General features: G+C 37.2%; 15 protein-coding genes. 7 read left to right on the top strand and 8 right to left on the bottom strand.

The window, feature by feature from the left end; translation table 11 throughout:
- Positions 1-72: 72 nt before the first annotated feature.
- The gene (locus ACT9TX_RS00820) at positions 73-972 is read right to left on the bottom strand and encodes a nucleotidyltransferase family protein (RefSeq protein WP_481336185.1); all 900 of its coding nucleotides are present in this window, start codon (positions 970-972) and stop codon (positions 73-75) included.
- 162 nt (positions 973-1,134) lie between these two features.
- Here ACT9TX_RS00820 and ACT9TX_RS00815 point away from each other — a divergent pair, with 162 nt between their 5' ends.
- Both ACT9TX_RS00815 and ACT9TX_RS00810 read left to right on the top strand, forming a co-directional pair.
- The gene (locus ACT9TX_RS00815; RefSeq protein WP_481336183.1) at positions 1,135-2,031 is read left to right on the top strand and encodes a 1-aminocyclopropane-1-carboxylate deaminase/D-cysteine desulfhydrase; all 897 of its coding nucleotides are present in this window, start codon (positions 1,135-1,137) and stop codon (positions 2,029-2,031) included.
- A 25-nt stretch (positions 2,032-2,056) separates the two neighbouring features.
- Positions 2,057-2,881 (top strand): hypothetical protein, encoded by an 825-nt coding sequence (locus ACT9TX_RS00810; RefSeq protein WP_481336181.1) that lies wholly within the window; start codon positions 2,057-2,059, stop codon positions 2,879-2,881.
- Between the two features lie 71 nt (positions 2,882-2,952).
- On the opposite strand, the gene ACT9TX_RS00805 is transcribed toward ACT9TX_RS00810, so the two are convergent.
- On the bottom strand, positions 2,953-4,158 hold the full coding sequence (locus tag ACT9TX_RS00805) for a class I SAM-dependent rRNA methyltransferase (RefSeq protein WP_481336179.1): 1,206 nt from the start codon (positions 4,156-4,158) through the stop codon (positions 2,953-2,955).
- A 520-nt stretch (positions 4,159-4,678) separates the two neighbouring features.
- Here ACT9TX_RS00805 and yidC point away from each other — a divergent pair.
- Positions 4,679-6,535 carry a membrane protein insertase YidC gene (gene yidC, locus ACT9TX_RS00800; protein WP_481336177.1) on the top strand — a complete coding sequence of 619 codons (1,857 nt, stop codon included), beginning with the start codon at positions 4,679-4,681 and terminating at the stop codon, positions 6,533-6,535.
- A 124-nt stretch (positions 6,536-6,659) separates the two neighbouring features.
- Positions 6,660-8,870: a B12-binding domain-containing radical SAM protein gene (locus ACT9TX_RS00795; RefSeq protein ID WP_481336176.1), complete on the top strand. Its 2,211-nt coding sequence runs from the start codon at positions 6,660-6,662 to the stop codon at positions 8,868-8,870.
- Positions 8,871-8,936: 66 nt separating this feature from the next.
- Here the strand turns inward: ACT9TX_RS00795 and chrA are convergent, their stop codons facing one another.
- On the bottom strand, positions 8,937-10,205 hold the full coding sequence (gene chrA, locus ACT9TX_RS00790) for a chromate efflux transporter (protein WP_481336174.1): 1,269 nt from the start codon (positions 10,203-10,205) through the stop codon (positions 8,937-8,939).
- Positions 10,206-10,385: 180 nt separating this feature from the next.
- Between chrA and radA the strand changes: the two genes are divergently transcribed.
- Entirely contained in the window at positions 10,386-11,756 is a 1,371-nt protein-coding gene (gene radA, locus ACT9TX_RS00785) for a DNA repair protein RadA (protein WP_481336173.1), read from the top strand.
- A gap of 260 nt (positions 11,757-12,016) precedes the next feature.
- Positions 12,017-12,706, top strand: a complete 690-nt coding sequence (locus tag ACT9TX_RS00780; protein WP_481336172.1) for a hypothetical protein — start codon at positions 12,017-12,019, stop codon at positions 12,704-12,706.
- A 199-nt stretch (positions 12,707-12,905) separates the two neighbouring features.
- Here ACT9TX_RS00780 and accC read toward each other — a convergent pair whose 3' ends face one another.
- The 4 genes from accC to efp form a co-directional block, all read right to left on the bottom strand.
- The gene (gene accC / locus ACT9TX_RS00775; RefSeq protein ID WP_481336171.1) at positions 12,906-14,246 is read right to left on the bottom strand and encodes an acetyl-CoA carboxylase biotin carboxylase subunit; all 1,341 of its coding nucleotides are present in this window, start codon (positions 14,244-14,246) and stop codon (positions 12,906-12,908) included.
- A 111-nt stretch (positions 14,247-14,357) separates the two neighbouring features.
- The gene (locus tag ACT9TX_RS00770) at positions 14,358-14,696 is read right to left on the bottom strand and encodes a four helix bundle protein (RefSeq protein ID WP_481336169.1); all 339 of its coding nucleotides are present in this window, start codon (positions 14,694-14,696) and stop codon (positions 14,358-14,360) included.
- A gap of 72 nt (positions 14,697-14,768) precedes the next feature.
- Positions 14,769-15,251, bottom strand: a complete 483-nt coding sequence (accB, locus tag ACT9TX_RS00765; protein WP_481336167.1) for an acetyl-CoA carboxylase biotin carboxyl carrier protein — start codon at positions 15,249-15,251, stop codon at positions 14,769-14,771.
- 240 nt (positions 15,252-15,491) lie between these two features.
- Positions 15,492-16,058, bottom strand: a complete 567-nt coding sequence (gene efp, locus ACT9TX_RS00760) for an elongation factor P (protein ID WP_481336166.1) — start codon at positions 16,056-16,058, stop codon at positions 15,492-15,494.
- Between the two features lie 192 nt (positions 16,059-16,250).
- On the opposite strand from efp, the gene ACT9TX_RS00755 reads away from it, so the two are divergent.
- Positions 16,251-16,604 (top strand): hypothetical protein, encoded by a 354-nt coding sequence (locus ACT9TX_RS00755; protein WP_481336164.1) that lies wholly within the window; start codon positions 16,251-16,253, stop codon positions 16,602-16,604.
- A gap of 4 nt (positions 16,605-16,608) precedes the next feature.
- On the opposite strand, the gene ACT9TX_RS00750 is transcribed toward ACT9TX_RS00755, so the two are convergent.
- Positions 16,609-17,247 (bottom strand): hypothetical protein, encoded by a 639-nt coding sequence (locus ACT9TX_RS00750; RefSeq protein ID WP_481336163.1) that lies wholly within the window; start codon positions 17,245-17,247, stop codon positions 16,609-16,611.
- Positions 17,248-17,251 lie beyond the last annotated feature (4 nt).

The raw sequence follows: 17,251 nt of genomic DNA, 5'->3' as shown, positions 1-17,251 counted from the left end.
AGTGATAGTTTATAAACAAAAGGGTTTCAATTATTGAAACCCTTTCTGTTTTATGATAAGTACACTAAATCATTAACCCCAAAGGCTAGTAGGATATTCACCAGCATTAACCAATGCATGTACACTTGCTTTTACACCTTCTGCATCTTCTTTGTAAGTAACGCCAAACCATTTAGCATCTGTACCAATGACTTCAATTTTACCTCTGCCGCTTTTTATAAATTCATCGGCTATTTTAGGTATGTAAAACTCAGATTTTGGCACTGCAATTTGTGTATCAAGAAATACTTCAAACAACTCCTCTGATAAGGCCACAAAGCTTTTACCAAAACAAAAAAAGTTCATACTCACTTTTGTATCTGGCGATAAAGTTTTAGTACCACCTTCAATATCTGCTACTATTTCGGCATCTTTTTTATAGATGGATGTTGTTTCATCAATACCTACCAAATTACCATCAGCATCTATTTCACATACACCTCTACTTACGCTACCGTTATCGCTTAACGTATTTACTAAGCTATAACCAATTACTGCATAAAAGTCATCTGCGCATTTGGTGTTTAAAAACGCTGCGGCTTTTACAAAACCATCTTTGCCATAAAAATCATCTGCATTAATTACTGCAAAAGGACCGTCAATAACTTCTTTACAGCAAAGCAATGCATGACCAGTGCCCCAGGGCTTAGTTCTATCAGCAGGTATTGTTCTACCACCAATATTGCTATCTAGTTTTTGGTACACATACACTGTTTCTATTTTGCCTGCTAGTTTTGGTTCAAAAGTGGCTTTAAAAGCGTCTGCAAAATCTTCTCTGATAATAAAAATCACCTTGCCAAAGCCTGCTGCAATAGCATCGTATATTGAATAATCCATAATGGTTTCACCACTTGGACCAAAAGCTTCTACTTGTTTCATGCCGCCATATCTACTTGCCATGCCGGCAGCTAAAATCACTAAAGTTGGTTTCATGTGTATACTTTTATTTTTAATTAATTAGTAAACTTTATCTTCTTTGCGAGTACAAATTAGCTTGCAAAGGCTTCTTGGTATTTAATAAAATCAATTTAATATTTGCGAATTTAATGGTTATAACAGTAGATGCCAATATAACTTCATTAATTTTATATCACCATGCAGCCTATTTTTTACGATAACGTTTACGTACAGCCCATTTTACATACATCTACCCAAAACAATATAATACTTGATGTACTTAGATTAGACAGATTGCATGATGTAGTAAGCGGTAACAAATGGTTTAAACTGCAACTGCAAATACAAGCTTGTAAGCAAACTAATAAAACCACTATTGCCACTTTTGGTGGTGCTTACTCTAACCATATTGTAGCTTCAGCTTATGCTTGTAAACTAGAAGGTTTAAACAGTGTAGGCATTATAAGAGGTGATGAACCAAAACAACTCAATCATACATTAAAGCAGGCACAAAGCTTAGGTATGCAATTACAGTTTGTAAGTAGAACAAATTATAGCAATAAAGACGTACTTAAACAAAGTTTACATCAGGATAATTGGTATTGGGTAAATGAAGGTGGCTATGCAACGCTTGGCGCTGAAGGTGTAACAGATATATACCAATGGATTGACGAGAGCTACACGCACATTGCTTGCGCCACAGGCACTGGCACTATGATGGCAGGTTTGATAAAAGGTGCAGCACCACACCAACACATAATAGGTATTACAGCACTAAAAGGGCATGATAGTTTGCAGCAAGAAATTACCAATTTGCTCACCACAAAAGAAGCTGAAAAACCTTTTACAATTTTTAATGAGTATCATTTTGGTGGCTATGCCAAACATCCAAAAGCTTTACTAGATTGGATGAATCATTTGTATAAAACTTACGATTTACCCACAGATATTGTGTACACTTCTAAAATGCTATATGGCATTTTTAGCTTGATAGAAAGTGGCTATTTTGCCGAAGGCAGTAAAATAATGGCCATACACAGTGGTGGCTTGCAGGGCAATTTATCGCTGCCAAAAGGTAGTTTAGTATTTGATTAATGGCTGCAAACTTTATATTTGACCAATGAAATTGTTTACCCCTCTATTTCTAATTGGTTTGTGGTGCTGCACGGCAGCAAGTGCACAGGATACTTTACCTAAGTTTAGTGTAAGAGATATTGGCAGAGAGAAGATATTAATTAGCTGGACCAATCCTTTTTCTAATTGTATACAACTAGCTGTACAGCGCTCTTTTGATAGTACCAAGTACTTTACAACTATCTATTCAGCCGTATCGCCAGAACTGCAACAAAATGGTTTTACAGATGCTAAAATGCCTGCTGGTGTAAAAGTGTACTACCGCATATTTTATGTACTAGAAGGTGGTGCTTATTTCTTCTCTGTTTCTAAACCAATCGGTACCAGTAATAAGCCCGGTGCAGCAACAGAGCCTGTAAAAGATATACCTAAAGTAAAAGACAATAAACGCTACATAAAAATTTACAACAGAGATAAACCTAGCGATGTAATTGAGCTAGACATAAACCAGTACAAAAAGTACAAGGACTCTATAGTAAACAAAACCAAAGACACTATTTTTAATGTAAGTGAAGATGCTATTATGCTTAAGCCTTACATACCTAAACCTGCTTGGAAGCCTTCGGTGTACATTTATACCAATGCAAAAGGTAGTGTAGATATGCATTTCCCACAGGTGAAGCTACACAAGTATAAAGTTGTGTTTTACGAAGAAGATGGTACAGAACTATACACTGTAAAGCAAGTAAAAGAGGCTGACCTTACCATAGACCATGGTAACTTTCCTTATGCTGGCTGGTACCACTTTGAAATTTATGAAGACGATAAACTAAAAGAGAAGAATAAGTTTCAACTACAAAAGTTGTTTTAAACGTTGCTCGCAGATAGCGCCGATTTACGCTGATCGTAATCTATTATTAAACGCTATCTGCGAGCACTAACTTATTTATTTGTTACCTCTACTATTAAGAACTTTAAGTAGTTGGTATTTTCCATACCCCAAATAATAGGATGGTCACTTGCTTGTGCTTTAAAGGTTACTTGACGAATACGCTTTTTAGCATCTTTTGCAGCAGACTCGATGGTATGTAAAAACAAATCTGGATTTACCAAATTGGTACAACTACTTGTAACTAAAAAGCCACCATCTTTTATTAGCTTCATGCCACGCAGGTTAATTTCTTTATAGCCTGTTACAGCTTTGTCTATACTTTCTCTGCTTTTGGTAAATGCTGGTGGGTCTAGCATTACTACATCGTACAGCTTCTCTTCTTTATCCCATTGTTTTAGGGCGTCAAAGGCATTCATGGCTTCAAACTTACAAATATTGTCAAGGCCATTTAAAGCTGCATTTCTATTGGCTTGCGCTACCGCTTGCTCGCTAATATCTATACCCAATACACTTTTAGCACCATAGTGTGCCGCATGAATTTCAAACGTACCAGTATAGGTAAATGCACCCAATACATCCGCACCTTTTACAACATTTTTAATGGCTCTGCGATTGTCTTGCTGATCTAAAAAATACCCTGTTTTTTGGCCATTTTCTATATCTACATGAAACTGTAAACCATTCTCGTTAATGGTGATATTGGTATCGAATGGTGAAGATAAAAAGCCCTTTTGTTGTTGCAAACCTTCTAGTTCTCGTACAGGTACATCGTTACGCTCATAAATACCTTTTGGGTTAAATATGGTTTGCAAAGCCGCTACAATAGCAGGTTTCCATTGTTCTATACCGTAAGATAAGGTTTGGATAACGAAGTAATCGTTGAACTTATCAATAATTAAAGCAGGTAAATAATCAGCTTCGCCAAATATTAAGCGGCAGTTTTCAGTATAGCCTATTTTTTGGCGGTACTGCCAAGCTTTTAGTATACGGTTGTAAAAAAACTGGTCGTTAATATCCTCACGGTCACGCTTGCGACTAAGTATACGCACTGCTATTTGCGATTGCTGATTAATATAGCCTCTGCCTGCATATTTGTTATCGAAAAAATGTACATCTACAATAGTACCTGGTGCAACAGGTGTTTCTAACACTTTACCATCCTCACCCACTATTTTCTCTATCTCATTGCCATATACCCACGGGTGACCATTAGCTATGCGTGGCGCAATCTTGCGCTTTAAAAACACTTTTATCATTGGGCAAATATAGAACCGAAACCATGGATAATGCAGTACTTTGCTTTAAAGGAAACTTAGAGCACCAATGCACCTATTAATACCTTTTGCTCAATATACCATCATTTTTAAGCAAATGCAACGCTAAATACAACCACTTACCGCAATCTTTTTACGCTATTGTAACAATGCAAAGGCATATCATAGCCATAAATAATGGCATTTACTTGAAAAAATAGCGTTTCATAAGTTTTTAGCACCTCGTTCAAGGAGTTGAATAGCTTCCTACAATTCTACGGCGCTACACACAATCAATTTTATTTATACCACAGTAGTAAACCAAAACACATAAACCAATTTGCCACTTACTGCCATCGTTAGTACTTACCTAGCAAGCCGTAGTAAAAACAGTGGTGCTAAACCTGCCGTTATTGTACATTCTACCAACAATAAATCAACTTCCCCCCAATTCACCCCTCAAAATCCACCTACCCTACTATGCACGCAACCCTTACCTTTGCGGCTCATTTAAAAAAGTGACATGAACACGGATAAGAATACGGTAATTGGGATGGTGTTGTTGGTAGCACTATTCGCTGGCTTTTTTTACTTTACCAACAAACAGCAGCAAGCCGCTGAAGATTTTCAAAAACACATTAAAGACTCAACCGATAGAGTAAACGCAGCCAAAGTAAAACCTGTAGATACTGTAGCACTTAAACATCTTGATTCGGCTAATAAAGTTGCTGCGGCTGGCTCTTTTACCACAGCAGCTATAGGTACTGAGCAATTGGTAACTGTAGAAAACGAAGTGATTAAAGCCACATTTTCTAATAAAGGTGGTGCTGTAAAACAAGTAGAACTTAAAAACTATAAATCATCTTATAACGATAAACCAGTAGTACTTGGTGGCTCGGCTAAAGACAATATTAGCTACACTATTAATACTGGTAACAATGCTACTAGCCTAGTATCTAACCTATACTTTACTCCTTCGGCTGTGGTAAAAAATGCTGATGGTAGCCAAACCCTAAGCTTTACAATTGCTGGTGGTAATGGCCAAGCAGTAACGCATGTGTACACCATTAAGCCTAATAATTACTTAATAGACTGGAACGTTAATCTTACTCGTGCTGACCAATTGCTTACGAATGGCAACCTTAATATGACTTGGAACTGGCAAACGAAACAGGCAGAAAAAACAGCCTTGTACGAGCGCCAAATGAGCAATATTTGCTTTAGTGAGGGTGGCGATTTTGACTATATTTCTCAGAAAAAAGAACACAAGTTTGAAAAGCAAGGTCAGTGGATAGGTGTGGTACAACAGTTTTTTAATACCACCGTTATTGCTAAAAATGGCTTTAACAATGGTAATATTAACTGGAGCCGCAGTTTAGATACTGATACTACCAATACACTTGCTACGTTAGACAATACTAGCTTTAGCGTAACAGTGCCAGCAGCCGCTACAGCTACTGTGCCATTTGCCTTATACTTTGGCCCTAACGACTATAAAATTTTACAGTCTGCCGCGCCTAATATGGATAAGATTGTAAACCTTGGTAGAGATATGTATGCGTTTGTACGTCCTATCAACGTGTACATTATTAAAAACGTGTTTAACTTTTTTATCAGCTTTATCTCTAATTATGGCTGGGCTATTTTAATGCTTACCTTATTCATTCGCTTGTTTACTGCGCCATTAATGTACGGTAGCTATTTAAGCGGTGCAAAAATGAAGGCGCTTCGCCCTGAATTAGATGGCCTGAAGAAGAAATTTGGTGATGACCAACAAGGTTTTGCCATGGAGCAAATGAAATTGTTTAGAGAAGCTGGCGTAAATCCACTTGGTGGCTGTATACCTGCTTTGTTGCAAATTCCTATCTTCTTTGCGTTGTATAGTTTCTTTAACTCTAACATCTCACTACGTGGTCAAAGCTTCTTATGGAGTCACGATTTATCGGCTTATGATGTTATTGCTAAATTACCTTTTTCTATTCCTTTAGGTTTTGGCGATCACATTAGCTTGTTTACCATTACAGCGGTGCTTACAAGTTTCGCCATTTCGTTGTACAATATGGGTAACACACCTACACAGGATAATCCGGCCATGAAATACATGCCTTATATTTTTCCGTTCATGATGTTGTTCTTCTTCAACCGTTTGCCTTCGGCCTTAACTTGGTACTATACGGTATCTAACACTATTACCTTACTGTTACAGTTTGTAATTCAAACCTACATTATAGACCATAATAAAATCTTGGCTAAAATGCAAGATGCACGTAGCAAACCCAAAGTAAAAACCAAAAGCAAATGGCAAGAACGTTACGAGCAAGTAATGGAAAGCCAAAAGAAAGTACAAGAACTAAAAGATAAAACTCAAAAGAAAAAATAAACTTTAGAGGCTGTCATAAAAGGGCGGCCTCTTTTATTTTAAGCCTAGCATAAAACAAAGGCTAAACTACAGTACGTACAACCTTTTACTGTGTGGTATATCTTCGCAGCCTAAATAATGCAATTTGAGCGCTTCGGTTTTTCTTATTACGCCACCATTTACACAGTTAAATACGCCCTACCCTGCTACGGCCTATTTAAAAGGGTTTTTAAATACCAAAGATGTTAGCGCCTTTCAGGCTGATTTGGGTATTGAAGTTACCTTAGCGCTATTTAGTAAAAATGGGCTGCGCCAATTATTTGCAAGCATAACAATTACAGAAGAAACATCTGAAAATGCTAAACGCATTATCGCCTTGCAGGAAGATTATATCAGCACCATAGACGATGTTATTTTGTTTTTACAAGGTAAAAACCCCACACTATCTCACCTTATTTGCAAGCGTGACTTTTTACCCGAAGCAAGCAGATTTAAACAGCTTGACGATTTAAACTGGGCTTTCGGTAGCATGGGTCATCAAGATAGGGCGAAGCACCTAGCTACCATGTATCTGGAAGACCTCAGCGACCTAATTACCGAATGTGTAGACGGTCATTTTGGCTTTAGCCGTTATGCCGAAAGGCTTGGTAGAAGCGCCAATAGCTTTGATGAATTATACGAATCGCTACAACAACCATACACCTATATTGATAGTATCTTAATAGCTATTCTAGCTGAAAGAATGCAAATGGTTAACCCAAAAATGGTCTGTATATCTGTACCTTTTCCTGGTAACTTATATACTAGCTTACGTTGTGGGCAATGGATTAAACAGAATTATCCAAACGTAAAAGTGGCCATGGGTGGCGGCTTTGCCAATACAGAGTTACGCTCACTAAAAGACAAGCGTGTATTTGAGTTTTACGACTTCATCACGCTAGATGATGGTGAAGCACCAATAGAAAACTTAATTGCTTTTGTAGAAGGTAATGCAACCATTGACCAATTAAAACGCACTTTTACTTTTGTTAATGGCGAAGTAACTTATCTAAATAACAAAGCTGTTAAAGATTACAAACAAGGTGAAGTAGGCACACCAGATTACAGCGATTTTTGGTTAGACAAATATATATCGGCCATAGAAGTGGTAAACCCAATGCATAGCTTATGGAGCGATGGCAGATGGAATAAGTTAACAATGGCACATGGTTGTTATTGGGGCAAATGTACTTTCTGCGATATTAGCCTTGACTATATAAAACTCTACGAGCCAGTATCAGCAAGCCTTTTGTGCGATAGAATGGAAGAAATAACCGCACAAACAGGGCAAAATGGTTTTCACTTTGTAGATGAAGCGGCACCACCTGCACTCATGCGTGCCTTAGCACTTGAAATTATTAAACGTAAGCTTACCGTAAGTTGGTGGACCAATGTACGCTTTGAAAAAAGCTTTACAAGAGACCTTTGTTTACTACTAAAAGCCTCTGGCTGCATTGCAGTGTCTGGTGGTTTAGAAGTAGCAAGCGATAGACTTTTAGCCCTGATACAAAAAGGTATTACAGTAGCACAAGTAGCTAAGGTAAATCGCAATTTTACTGAAGCAGGTATTATGGTACATGCGTACTTAATGTATGGCTTTCCTACGCAAACAGCTCAAGAAACTATTGATAGTCTTGAGATGGTGAGACAGCTGTTTAAAGCAGGCATTTTACAATCAGCTTTTTGGCATCAATTTGCCATGACAGCGCACAGCCCTGTAGGCTTAAACCCTGAGAAATTTGGTGTAAAAAAAGCCAAAGAAGTAGCCATCACATTTGCCGATAACGATGTAGAACACATAGATGAAATAGGTACAAAACACGACAAGTTTAGCTACGGCTTAAAGAAGTCATTACTCAACTACATGCATGGGCTTTGTTTTGATGAACCGCTATCTACTTGGTTTGATGCTGAAGAGATGGGCTTTAAAGTACCCAAAACAAAAGTAGCTACAGACTTTATTGTAAACGCTTTATTGGAAGAAGAAACTAGCACGCACAAGCCTACGAGTAAAGTAGTATTTATAGGTACACAGCCACAGCTAGAAATAGTAACTAAAACTAAAAAAGGCAATAGCTGGCAAGTAGCATCGCTTACATTTTATACCAAAAAAGAAACTGTAAACATACGGGTAGATGAGGCACAAGGTGTGTGGCTAGCGCAAATATTGCAAGACCTATCTGTACAAAATCCCAAGCCTTATACACTGCAAGATGTAGCCAATAGTTACGAAGCAGCGGGCCTTAAAGATTTTGAATTATTTTGGGATAATAAACCCATTAATACACTACATAAAGTGGGATTATTGCGATTGTAAAGACTCAATCTTCCCCTTGCTTTACTAATGAAACGGTAAAATGATTGCGACAATAGTTATTGCAACCTACATAAAGCTATAAGCAAGGCCTAGCAATAAACAACCCAATACAATAAATGGTGCACGCATTTTGGTAAATTGCAACAACGAAAATGTTGTAATCACTACGGCAACATCTAGCCAACCAATTAATTGATTGTTCCAAACTTCTTTAAGCAAAGTAGCTTTTATTAAAAACAAAGTAGCACCAAGCATAATGCCTACTACGGCTGCATTTATACCCTCAAGTGAGCGATAAATAACCGCATATTTTTTAAGATTGTGCCAAACGGGAAAGAAGAATAATACCAACAAAGCACTTGGCAAAAAGATACCAATACCACCTAAAAAACAACCTAGCGCTTGTGAGAAAAATGTATTATCGCCACGTAGTACCATACCGCCTGTAAATGCACCAATAGAAAACACAGGACCAGGAATAGCACGTACAATACCTGAACCAGTTAAAAATTCATGCTGTTCCATTTTTAATACATCTCGCTTGCTAGCTAAAATATGTTCAGTATTTGGACGCACTACATATTGCTCGTACATTAATGGCATTAATACATCACCACCACCAAATACTAAGCTGCCAAAACGATAATGACTTTCAAATACGTTGAATGCTTTGTGGTTAGGCCAATTATTTTTTGTAGAGGTTTCACTGAAATAAGCAGCTACACCAAATAGTGCTAAAAATATCAACAAGTTGCCCCACTTAATTTCCTTTGGTGGTACTTCTCTTTGTGGTATACGCTTATCGCTAAAATTAGTGGCAATACCAGCCGCTACTAGCAATGCAGGAAATACCCACGGTGTTTTAAAATATAAAAAAGTAGCTACTGCAGCCACTACCATCACTACCCTTGTAATGGTATTGTTTACTGCAATTTTAAAAATTCTAAAAGCAGAAAAAGCAATGAAAGCAATAGCCATTGGCTGTATAAAATGGAATACTTTGGTGTTGATGGATTGGTCGCTAAAATAATCTAGCAAAAATGATAATGCACCCATGAGTAAACAGGCAGGCGTTATCCAAATTATTAAGGTTAAAATGGCTAAAGGAATACCACCACGTTTGTAGCCAATTAAAGTTAAGGTTTGTGTTGAAGAAGCGCCAGGCAGCATATTGCAAAAGCTTACAAAATCTACCAACTCATTTTCAGTAATGTCTTTACGTTGCTGTACAAATGTTTTTAGCATCATCCCATAATGCCCATTAGGCCCACCAAAGGCCGTGAGGCTGTGCCATAGCACTGCTTTTAAAAATTGGGTATGACGTATTAGATGCATTGTTTTGAATGTAACAAACCTAACTTTTTTTAAGGGTATTTTAATCTCACAAACATAGGCATAATTTAAAACACAGGGCAAAGAAGCAATGAAGGCTTTTTGCATTTTAATACAAACGTTCGTACATATCAATCATCTAAATCATTACCATCATTTTCATCAGTGGTATATCTTTACCACATGAGCAAAATAAAAAGCGCTTTTTTCTGTAGCAATTGTGGTTACGAAAGCATGAAGTGGATAGGCAAATGCCCTAGTTGTAGCCAATGGAACACTTTTGTAGAAGAAGTGCTAGATAAAGGCAATGCAAAAGAGCAGAACTGGAAAGAATTTAAGGGTGAAAAAAGAGCTACTAAAGCTGTGGCTTTGCAAGATGTAACGGTTACAGAAGAAAGACGCATTGTAACAAAAGATGGTGAACTAAACCGTGTGCTTGGCGGTGGTGTAGTGCCTGGTAGTATTATATTGGTAGGTGGCGAACCTGGCATTGGTAAAAGCACGTTGTTTTTACAACATGGCTTAATGATGAATGAGATTGTGGTGCTGTACATTAGTGGTGAAGAAAGCGAGTCGCAAATAAAAATGCGTGCAGATAGGTTGAAAATTAAAAACGATAATTTCTATTTACTAACTGAAACTAGCGTACAGTCTATCTTTCAAGAGATAAAAAAACTACAGCCACAGTTGGTAATTGTAGATTCTATACAAACCATTCAATCCAATCTCATTGATTCTTCTGCTGGTAGTGTGAGCCAAATACGTGAGTGTGCAGCAGAGTTTCAGCGCTTTGCAAAAGAAACCAATACGCCTGTGTTTTTAATAGGCCATATTACCAAAGATGGCAGTATTGCTGGGCCTAAAATTCTTGAGCACATGGTAGATACGGTGCTGCAATTTGAAGGTGACAGACACTATGCTTACCGCATTTTACGCACCCTTAAAAACCGCTTTGGTAGCACATCAGAACTAGGTATTTACGAAATGACAGGTGATGGTATGCGAGAGGTAAGCAATCCATCTGAAATACTAATTACACAACGTGAAGAGCAACTTAGTGGTAGTGCTATTGCCGCTTCGCTTGAAGGTATGCGACCATTGCTAATAGAAGTGCAAGCCTTAGTAACACAATCTGTTTATGGCACACCACAGCGAACTGTTAGTGGTTTTGATTTAAGGCGCTTGCAACTATTATTAGCGGTACTTGAAAAACGTGGTGGCTTTTTGTTTGGCACTAAAGATGTATTTGTAAATATTGCTGGTGGCTTAAAAGTAGAAGACCCATCTATAGACCTTGCCGTTATTTGTGCCTTGCTTAGTAGTTATGAAGATGTGCCTCTACCGCCTCATGTATGCTTTGCTGGCGAGGTAGGTTTAAATGGCGAGATACGTGCTGTAAACCGCATAGAACAGCGCATTGCAGAAGCAGAAAAACTAGGCTTTGAGAAAATAATTGTAAGTAAATACAACAAAAAAAGCTTTGACCCTAAGGCATACAAAATACAAGTGGTGCCAGCAGGGCAAGTGCATGAGGTGTATCAATTATTGTTTTAGGCACATCTACTCACAAGTGGCAATTGTTTTACCTAGCTTTAGATATACGTACTCACAACTGTGAGTAACTATCCCTAAACTTAGATATAGCTATTCACTCGTGCTACTACCAATAACTAATTTTAGATACGTGCACTCACAAGTGCGAGTTACTATACCTAAGCCTAGTTATATTTATTACAAATAGGCAATTGACTAAAAAAAGTTGTAGAGTAATTGAATACGATGCATTATCTTAGTATTTTAAAAAACTATATACTATGGTAGCAGCATTTATCAACAACCCCTTTACGGGTTTACGTGTAGGTCACGGTAAATTTTTTAAGTACGCAAGTACACATTTGGCAGCTCTACAATCTGCCAATAACACTAGTGCTATTGCGCCTCTGGCAAATTCGTTGGCTTTATTAATAGCACCCTACAAACAATGGTTAAGCTCGCAAGACCAAAGTACCATAGATAGAACTGGCGATACCGATGAACTAGATATAATACTAGATGCATTTGAAGATTTTGTTACTGATGAATTGTTTAAAGATGTGTCGTATCATTTTGCAAAAGAACCTGCTATTATTCACGAGGCGTACCCTAATGGTAAAAGTGAATACAATAAAATTACCCGAATTAATGCCCCTGTATTGCTACAACGTATAGCTGACTTTTGTGCAAAATACAAAACCAGATTAGATGCAGGGCGAGATACAACAAGCAAGCAATTTTTAGATAATTACAATACACAGCGAGATACGCAACTTGATAGTAAAACAACCGTATTGCATGGTAGTGATACTGGTACAGCATTGCGTGAAGCTATTGCTGATTATATGTTTGATGTGTTGTTGAATTTATTGCTGATACACAAAACAGATAGAGAAGCTGTTTTAAACTATTACGATGAAAGTATAGTAAGTAGAAGTACTAAGAAAGCTGCGCCACCAATAGCCAAATAATAAACTGGAATATTACTTGTGAAAAGCTACCCAAAGGGTGGCTTTTTTAATTACACTAACACATAGCTGCACAATGGTAAGAACGTACAAGTGTGCGACGCAACAAATGCTATATAGTACTACTAGTGCTGGTTACATAAAAAAATCCCAGCACTGTAAATAGTACTGGGATGATTATCGTAGTAAGTAAGTAAAAGGTTTACTTCATGGTAAAACCTTCTAAGAACTTGGTGGTGAAATTGCCTGAACGGAAATCTTCGTTTTGCATTAATTGCAAGTGAAAAGGGATGGTAGTTTTTACACCTTCAATTACGTACTCGCTTAGTGCACGATACATTTTGTCGATGGCTTCTTCACGTGTTTGTGCCACGGTGATTAATTTACCAATCATACTATCGTAAAATGGAGGGATGGTGTAGCCTGCATATACATGGCTATCTACCCTTACACCATGACCACCTGGTGTGTTTAGGTTGGTAATTTTTCCTGGTGATGGACGAAAATCGTTGTATGGATCTTCGGCATTAATACGACACTCGATAGCATGTAATTGTGGCTCGTAATTAGCACCAGAAATTTTTTCGCCCATGGCGATTTTAATCTGCTCTTTTATTAAATCGAAATTGACAACTTCTTCTGTTACGCAATGCTCTACCTGAATACGGGTATTCATTTCCATAAAGTAGAAATTACGATGTTTATCTACCAAGAACTCAATGGTACCAACACTTTCGTAGTTAATAGCGCTAGCAGCTTTAATAGCAGCTTCACCCATTGCTTTACGCAATTCTGGTGTCATAAACGGTGAAGGACTTTCTTCCACCAATTTTTGGTGACGACGTTGAATAGAGCAATCTCTTTCGCTAAGATGACACACAGTACCGTATTGGTCACCCGCTACTTGAATTTCTATATGGCGAGGTTCTTCTACGAATTTCTCCATATAAATACCGTCGTTTTTAAACGATGCAGCAGCTTCAATTTTAGCAGTTGTATAGGCTTTTTCTAGCTCCTCTTCTTTCCATACCACACGCATACCTTTACCACCACCACCGGCAGTAGCTTTTAAAATAACAGGATAGCCAACTACATTTTTAGCCAAGTCTTTCGCTTGTTCTACACTTTCTAGCAAACCACCACTACCTGGTACAACAGGTACACCTGCTTTAATCATGGTTTCTTTGGCCGTGATTTTATCGCCCATGGCGTTAATCATTTCTGGTGTAGGACCAATGAATTTAATACCATGATCGGCACAGATTTGAGAGAATTTACTGTTCTCAGCCAAGAAACCATAACCTGGGTGAATGGCATCGGCATTGGTAATTTCTGCCGCCGCCATAATGTGTGGGATATTTAAATAAGACTCGCTACTTGCTGGCTTACCAATACAAACAGCTTCATCGGCAAAACGTACGTGCAGGCTGTCTTTATCTGCAGTGCTGTACACTGCAACAGTTTTAATGCCCATTTCTCTACAAGTTCTGATAACACGAAGGGCAATCTCGCCACGATTGGCTATTAATATTTTTTTGAACATTGGGATAATTTGATAATGTGATAATTTGATGATGTGATAATTAAATCATAAGAAACATCAAAAAATGAAAAAACTTAGTAAATAACTAATGGGTGATTTCTTTTTAGCACTCTATAAAATAGCACTTAACACTTTAGCCACTTCCTCTAATTTTAGAATGAGATGCTGACAATTAGGATAATTTTGAGAATAGTCACATAGCAACAACCAATATTGCGCTTCTTCAGCTTCCTTAGCTGCAATTTTCATTTTATGTATAAAATCAGGTTTGCTTTCGGCATTTTGAGCTTCCATTGCATTTGCTCCAATTGAAGTTCCTGATTTTAATAGTTGATTACTAATTACAAACTTTTTGTTTTGCTCCAATACTTCCGTGTATTCAATAATCAATAAAGAAAAATCAAAAGATAAATTCAAGATTGGGTTATTATCAATTAACTCTTTCTTCATATAGTGACACTTTGGTAATAGAGAACTTTTTAGACAAGCATTATCAAATTATCCAATTATCAAATCATCACATTAATTAGGTTCAACCAAGAATAGCGGCTGATCGTATTCTACTGGGCTATTATCTTCTACAAGTATTTTAACAACTGTACCGCTAATTTCAGCTTCAATCTCGTTAAATAACTTCATGGCTTCGATGATACAGATGGTTTTACCTGGTGTAATTTCTGTACCAACTTCTGCGAAGTTTGGTTTGTCTGGTGATGGTCTGCGATAGAAAGTACCAATCATTGGACTTTTAATCGTTACAAGGTTATCAGCCTTTGGTGCTGCTGGTGCAGGCTCAGCGGCTGGCTGAGGGGCGGCTGCGGCAACTGGTGCTGGTGCAGCGGCTGGTGCAACATTATACACTTGTTGCGGTGCAGCTGCAACGGTTACTACTGGCTCTTCTTTTTGTTTTATGGTTACTTTACCATCTTTGTCTTCTATGCTAATTTCGCCAATATTACTCTTGTTGATGATCTTGATAAGATCGTGAATTTGTTTTAAATCCATAAGAAGCTTTTTTGTTAAAGAAAAATCGTTTTCGTAGATAATTTTAGTGTTCTAATTCAAAATCTGTATGGGGCGGCAAAATAGCCATAATTTGACAGAATGAACCATTTTTTTGTAAAAACGGCTCATTTTGAGCATTTTTTAATGCAAAAAAGCTTGTTTTACGTAAAAATAGCACTGTCTTAAAAAAGCAAATGGAGCAATTGTAGTTGCTCCATTTGCTAATAATATTTAATAAAATTATGCTTTTACTCTTTCTACATAATCACCAGTTTTGGTGTTAATGCGAATTAATTCACCTTCTTCTACAAATAAAGGTACGTTTACAATAGCACCAGTATCTATAGTAGCAGGCTTGGTCGCACGTGTAGCAGTATCACCACGTAAACCTGGCTCACAATAAGTAATCAATACAACAATTTTTTCTGGTAACTCAGCACCAATTGGTTGTTCTGTTTCTGTGTTTATGAATACTGATACCTCAGCACCATCTTTTAAAAATTGTGGTGAATCAATCATTTCTTCAGCTAATACAATTTGCTCGAAGGTTTCATTGTTCATTAAATTATAACCACTCTCGTCTTTATACAAAAACTGATAAGCTTTCTTTTCTACACGAATAGGATACACCGTTTCACCGCTATTCCAAGTTTTTTCAATACTGCGTTTGTTATCAACGCCTTTTAATTTAGCCCAAACTTTAGCAGCTGCACGAGCCGTTTTGTTTTCGCCAAATTCTACTACACTGTATAAGCTGCCATCTAATTTTAAAATCATGCCGCGGCTTATGTCTGAAGTTGATGCCATTTTGTATTTAATTTAGGTTGGCAAAAGTAGGGATTGCGTAGAGAAAAAAATCATTCTGCTTTTTTTAACGCACAGGCAGCAGCCAAAATAAATATTGCATCTTCTGTAACAAAAAAGTGTTTACCTCGTTAATTATGGTATCCACCGAAAAAAATTGGGTTATATTTAAGAAATAATACTACTTTTGCATAAGTGAAACAAAATAGACACATAAAAAAACTAATTGTTGCTGCCACACTTGCTTTAAGTGTTCAGGTAGCATTAGCATCTATTACTTTCTCTGGTATTGCAGACGAAAAAAATAAAGGCAGTAAATATTCTCTTAAAAATTTAAGCCTTTTATCTCACCGCACGTTATCACTTTCTTCTATTAAATTAAATCTGCAGTTTAAAGGTAGCGATGTACTTACGCAAAAAACAACCCCTACTGGCTTAGAAGTAAATTCTTTGCTTTATTACAATAGTGGTAATACAACTTACATTATGCCTTATAAGTTTAAGGTAAAAGTGCCTAAGTTTAAAACACCTACTGCGCCTGTTAATTAATTTTTTACTTATTAAGTATTCTGTAACCGCTTGAAGGCACATCAAATTTTGATGCTGGTACTGGGCTAAGGTTAAATTTTGTAGCTGTATAATTTATTTTCTTACCATCTGCTGCTGCTACCTGATAAGCAAGCACTAAACCAGGAATATCTTTAAACTCATAATCTACCTCTTTTACCGAAGGTGATAAAGTTGGTGTAAAATACACCGTATAAACTTTACCGTTTTTAAGTTGTAACTGCGCCTTCTTGCAATCGTAGCCCAATATTTTTTTAGTGTCTTTGGTAATGGTGGTAACCATACTATCAAATTCTTGCTTTTCTTGCAACCACTGTGTACTATCTAGCTTTGTAATAAACTTATTAGTTCCCAGTTCTCTTAAAACTATGGCGCTGCCTTTGGCTTTATCGTAAAAAATAGATTGTGTAAAAGCAGCACTAGCCAAGTCGATTCGAGAATTGTTGCCTTTAATAAAAATAGTTTTAGTGGCGGCTTTTAAATTGTCGGTTAAAGACTTGTCAGTTGAAGTAGAATCAACAGAAATAGAATACACAATGGTACATTCAGCTATTACACGTTGCTGCTGAGCAATCGCCTTTACATTTACCAACAATGCTATTATAACAACAAACATTAAACGCATACTA

The organism is Parasediminibacterium sp. HNIBRBA5674, assembly GCF_056745525.1.
The sequence above is the reverse complement of the archived record's forward strand: the minus strand, read 5'-3'. Positions and strand labels throughout refer to the sequence as shown.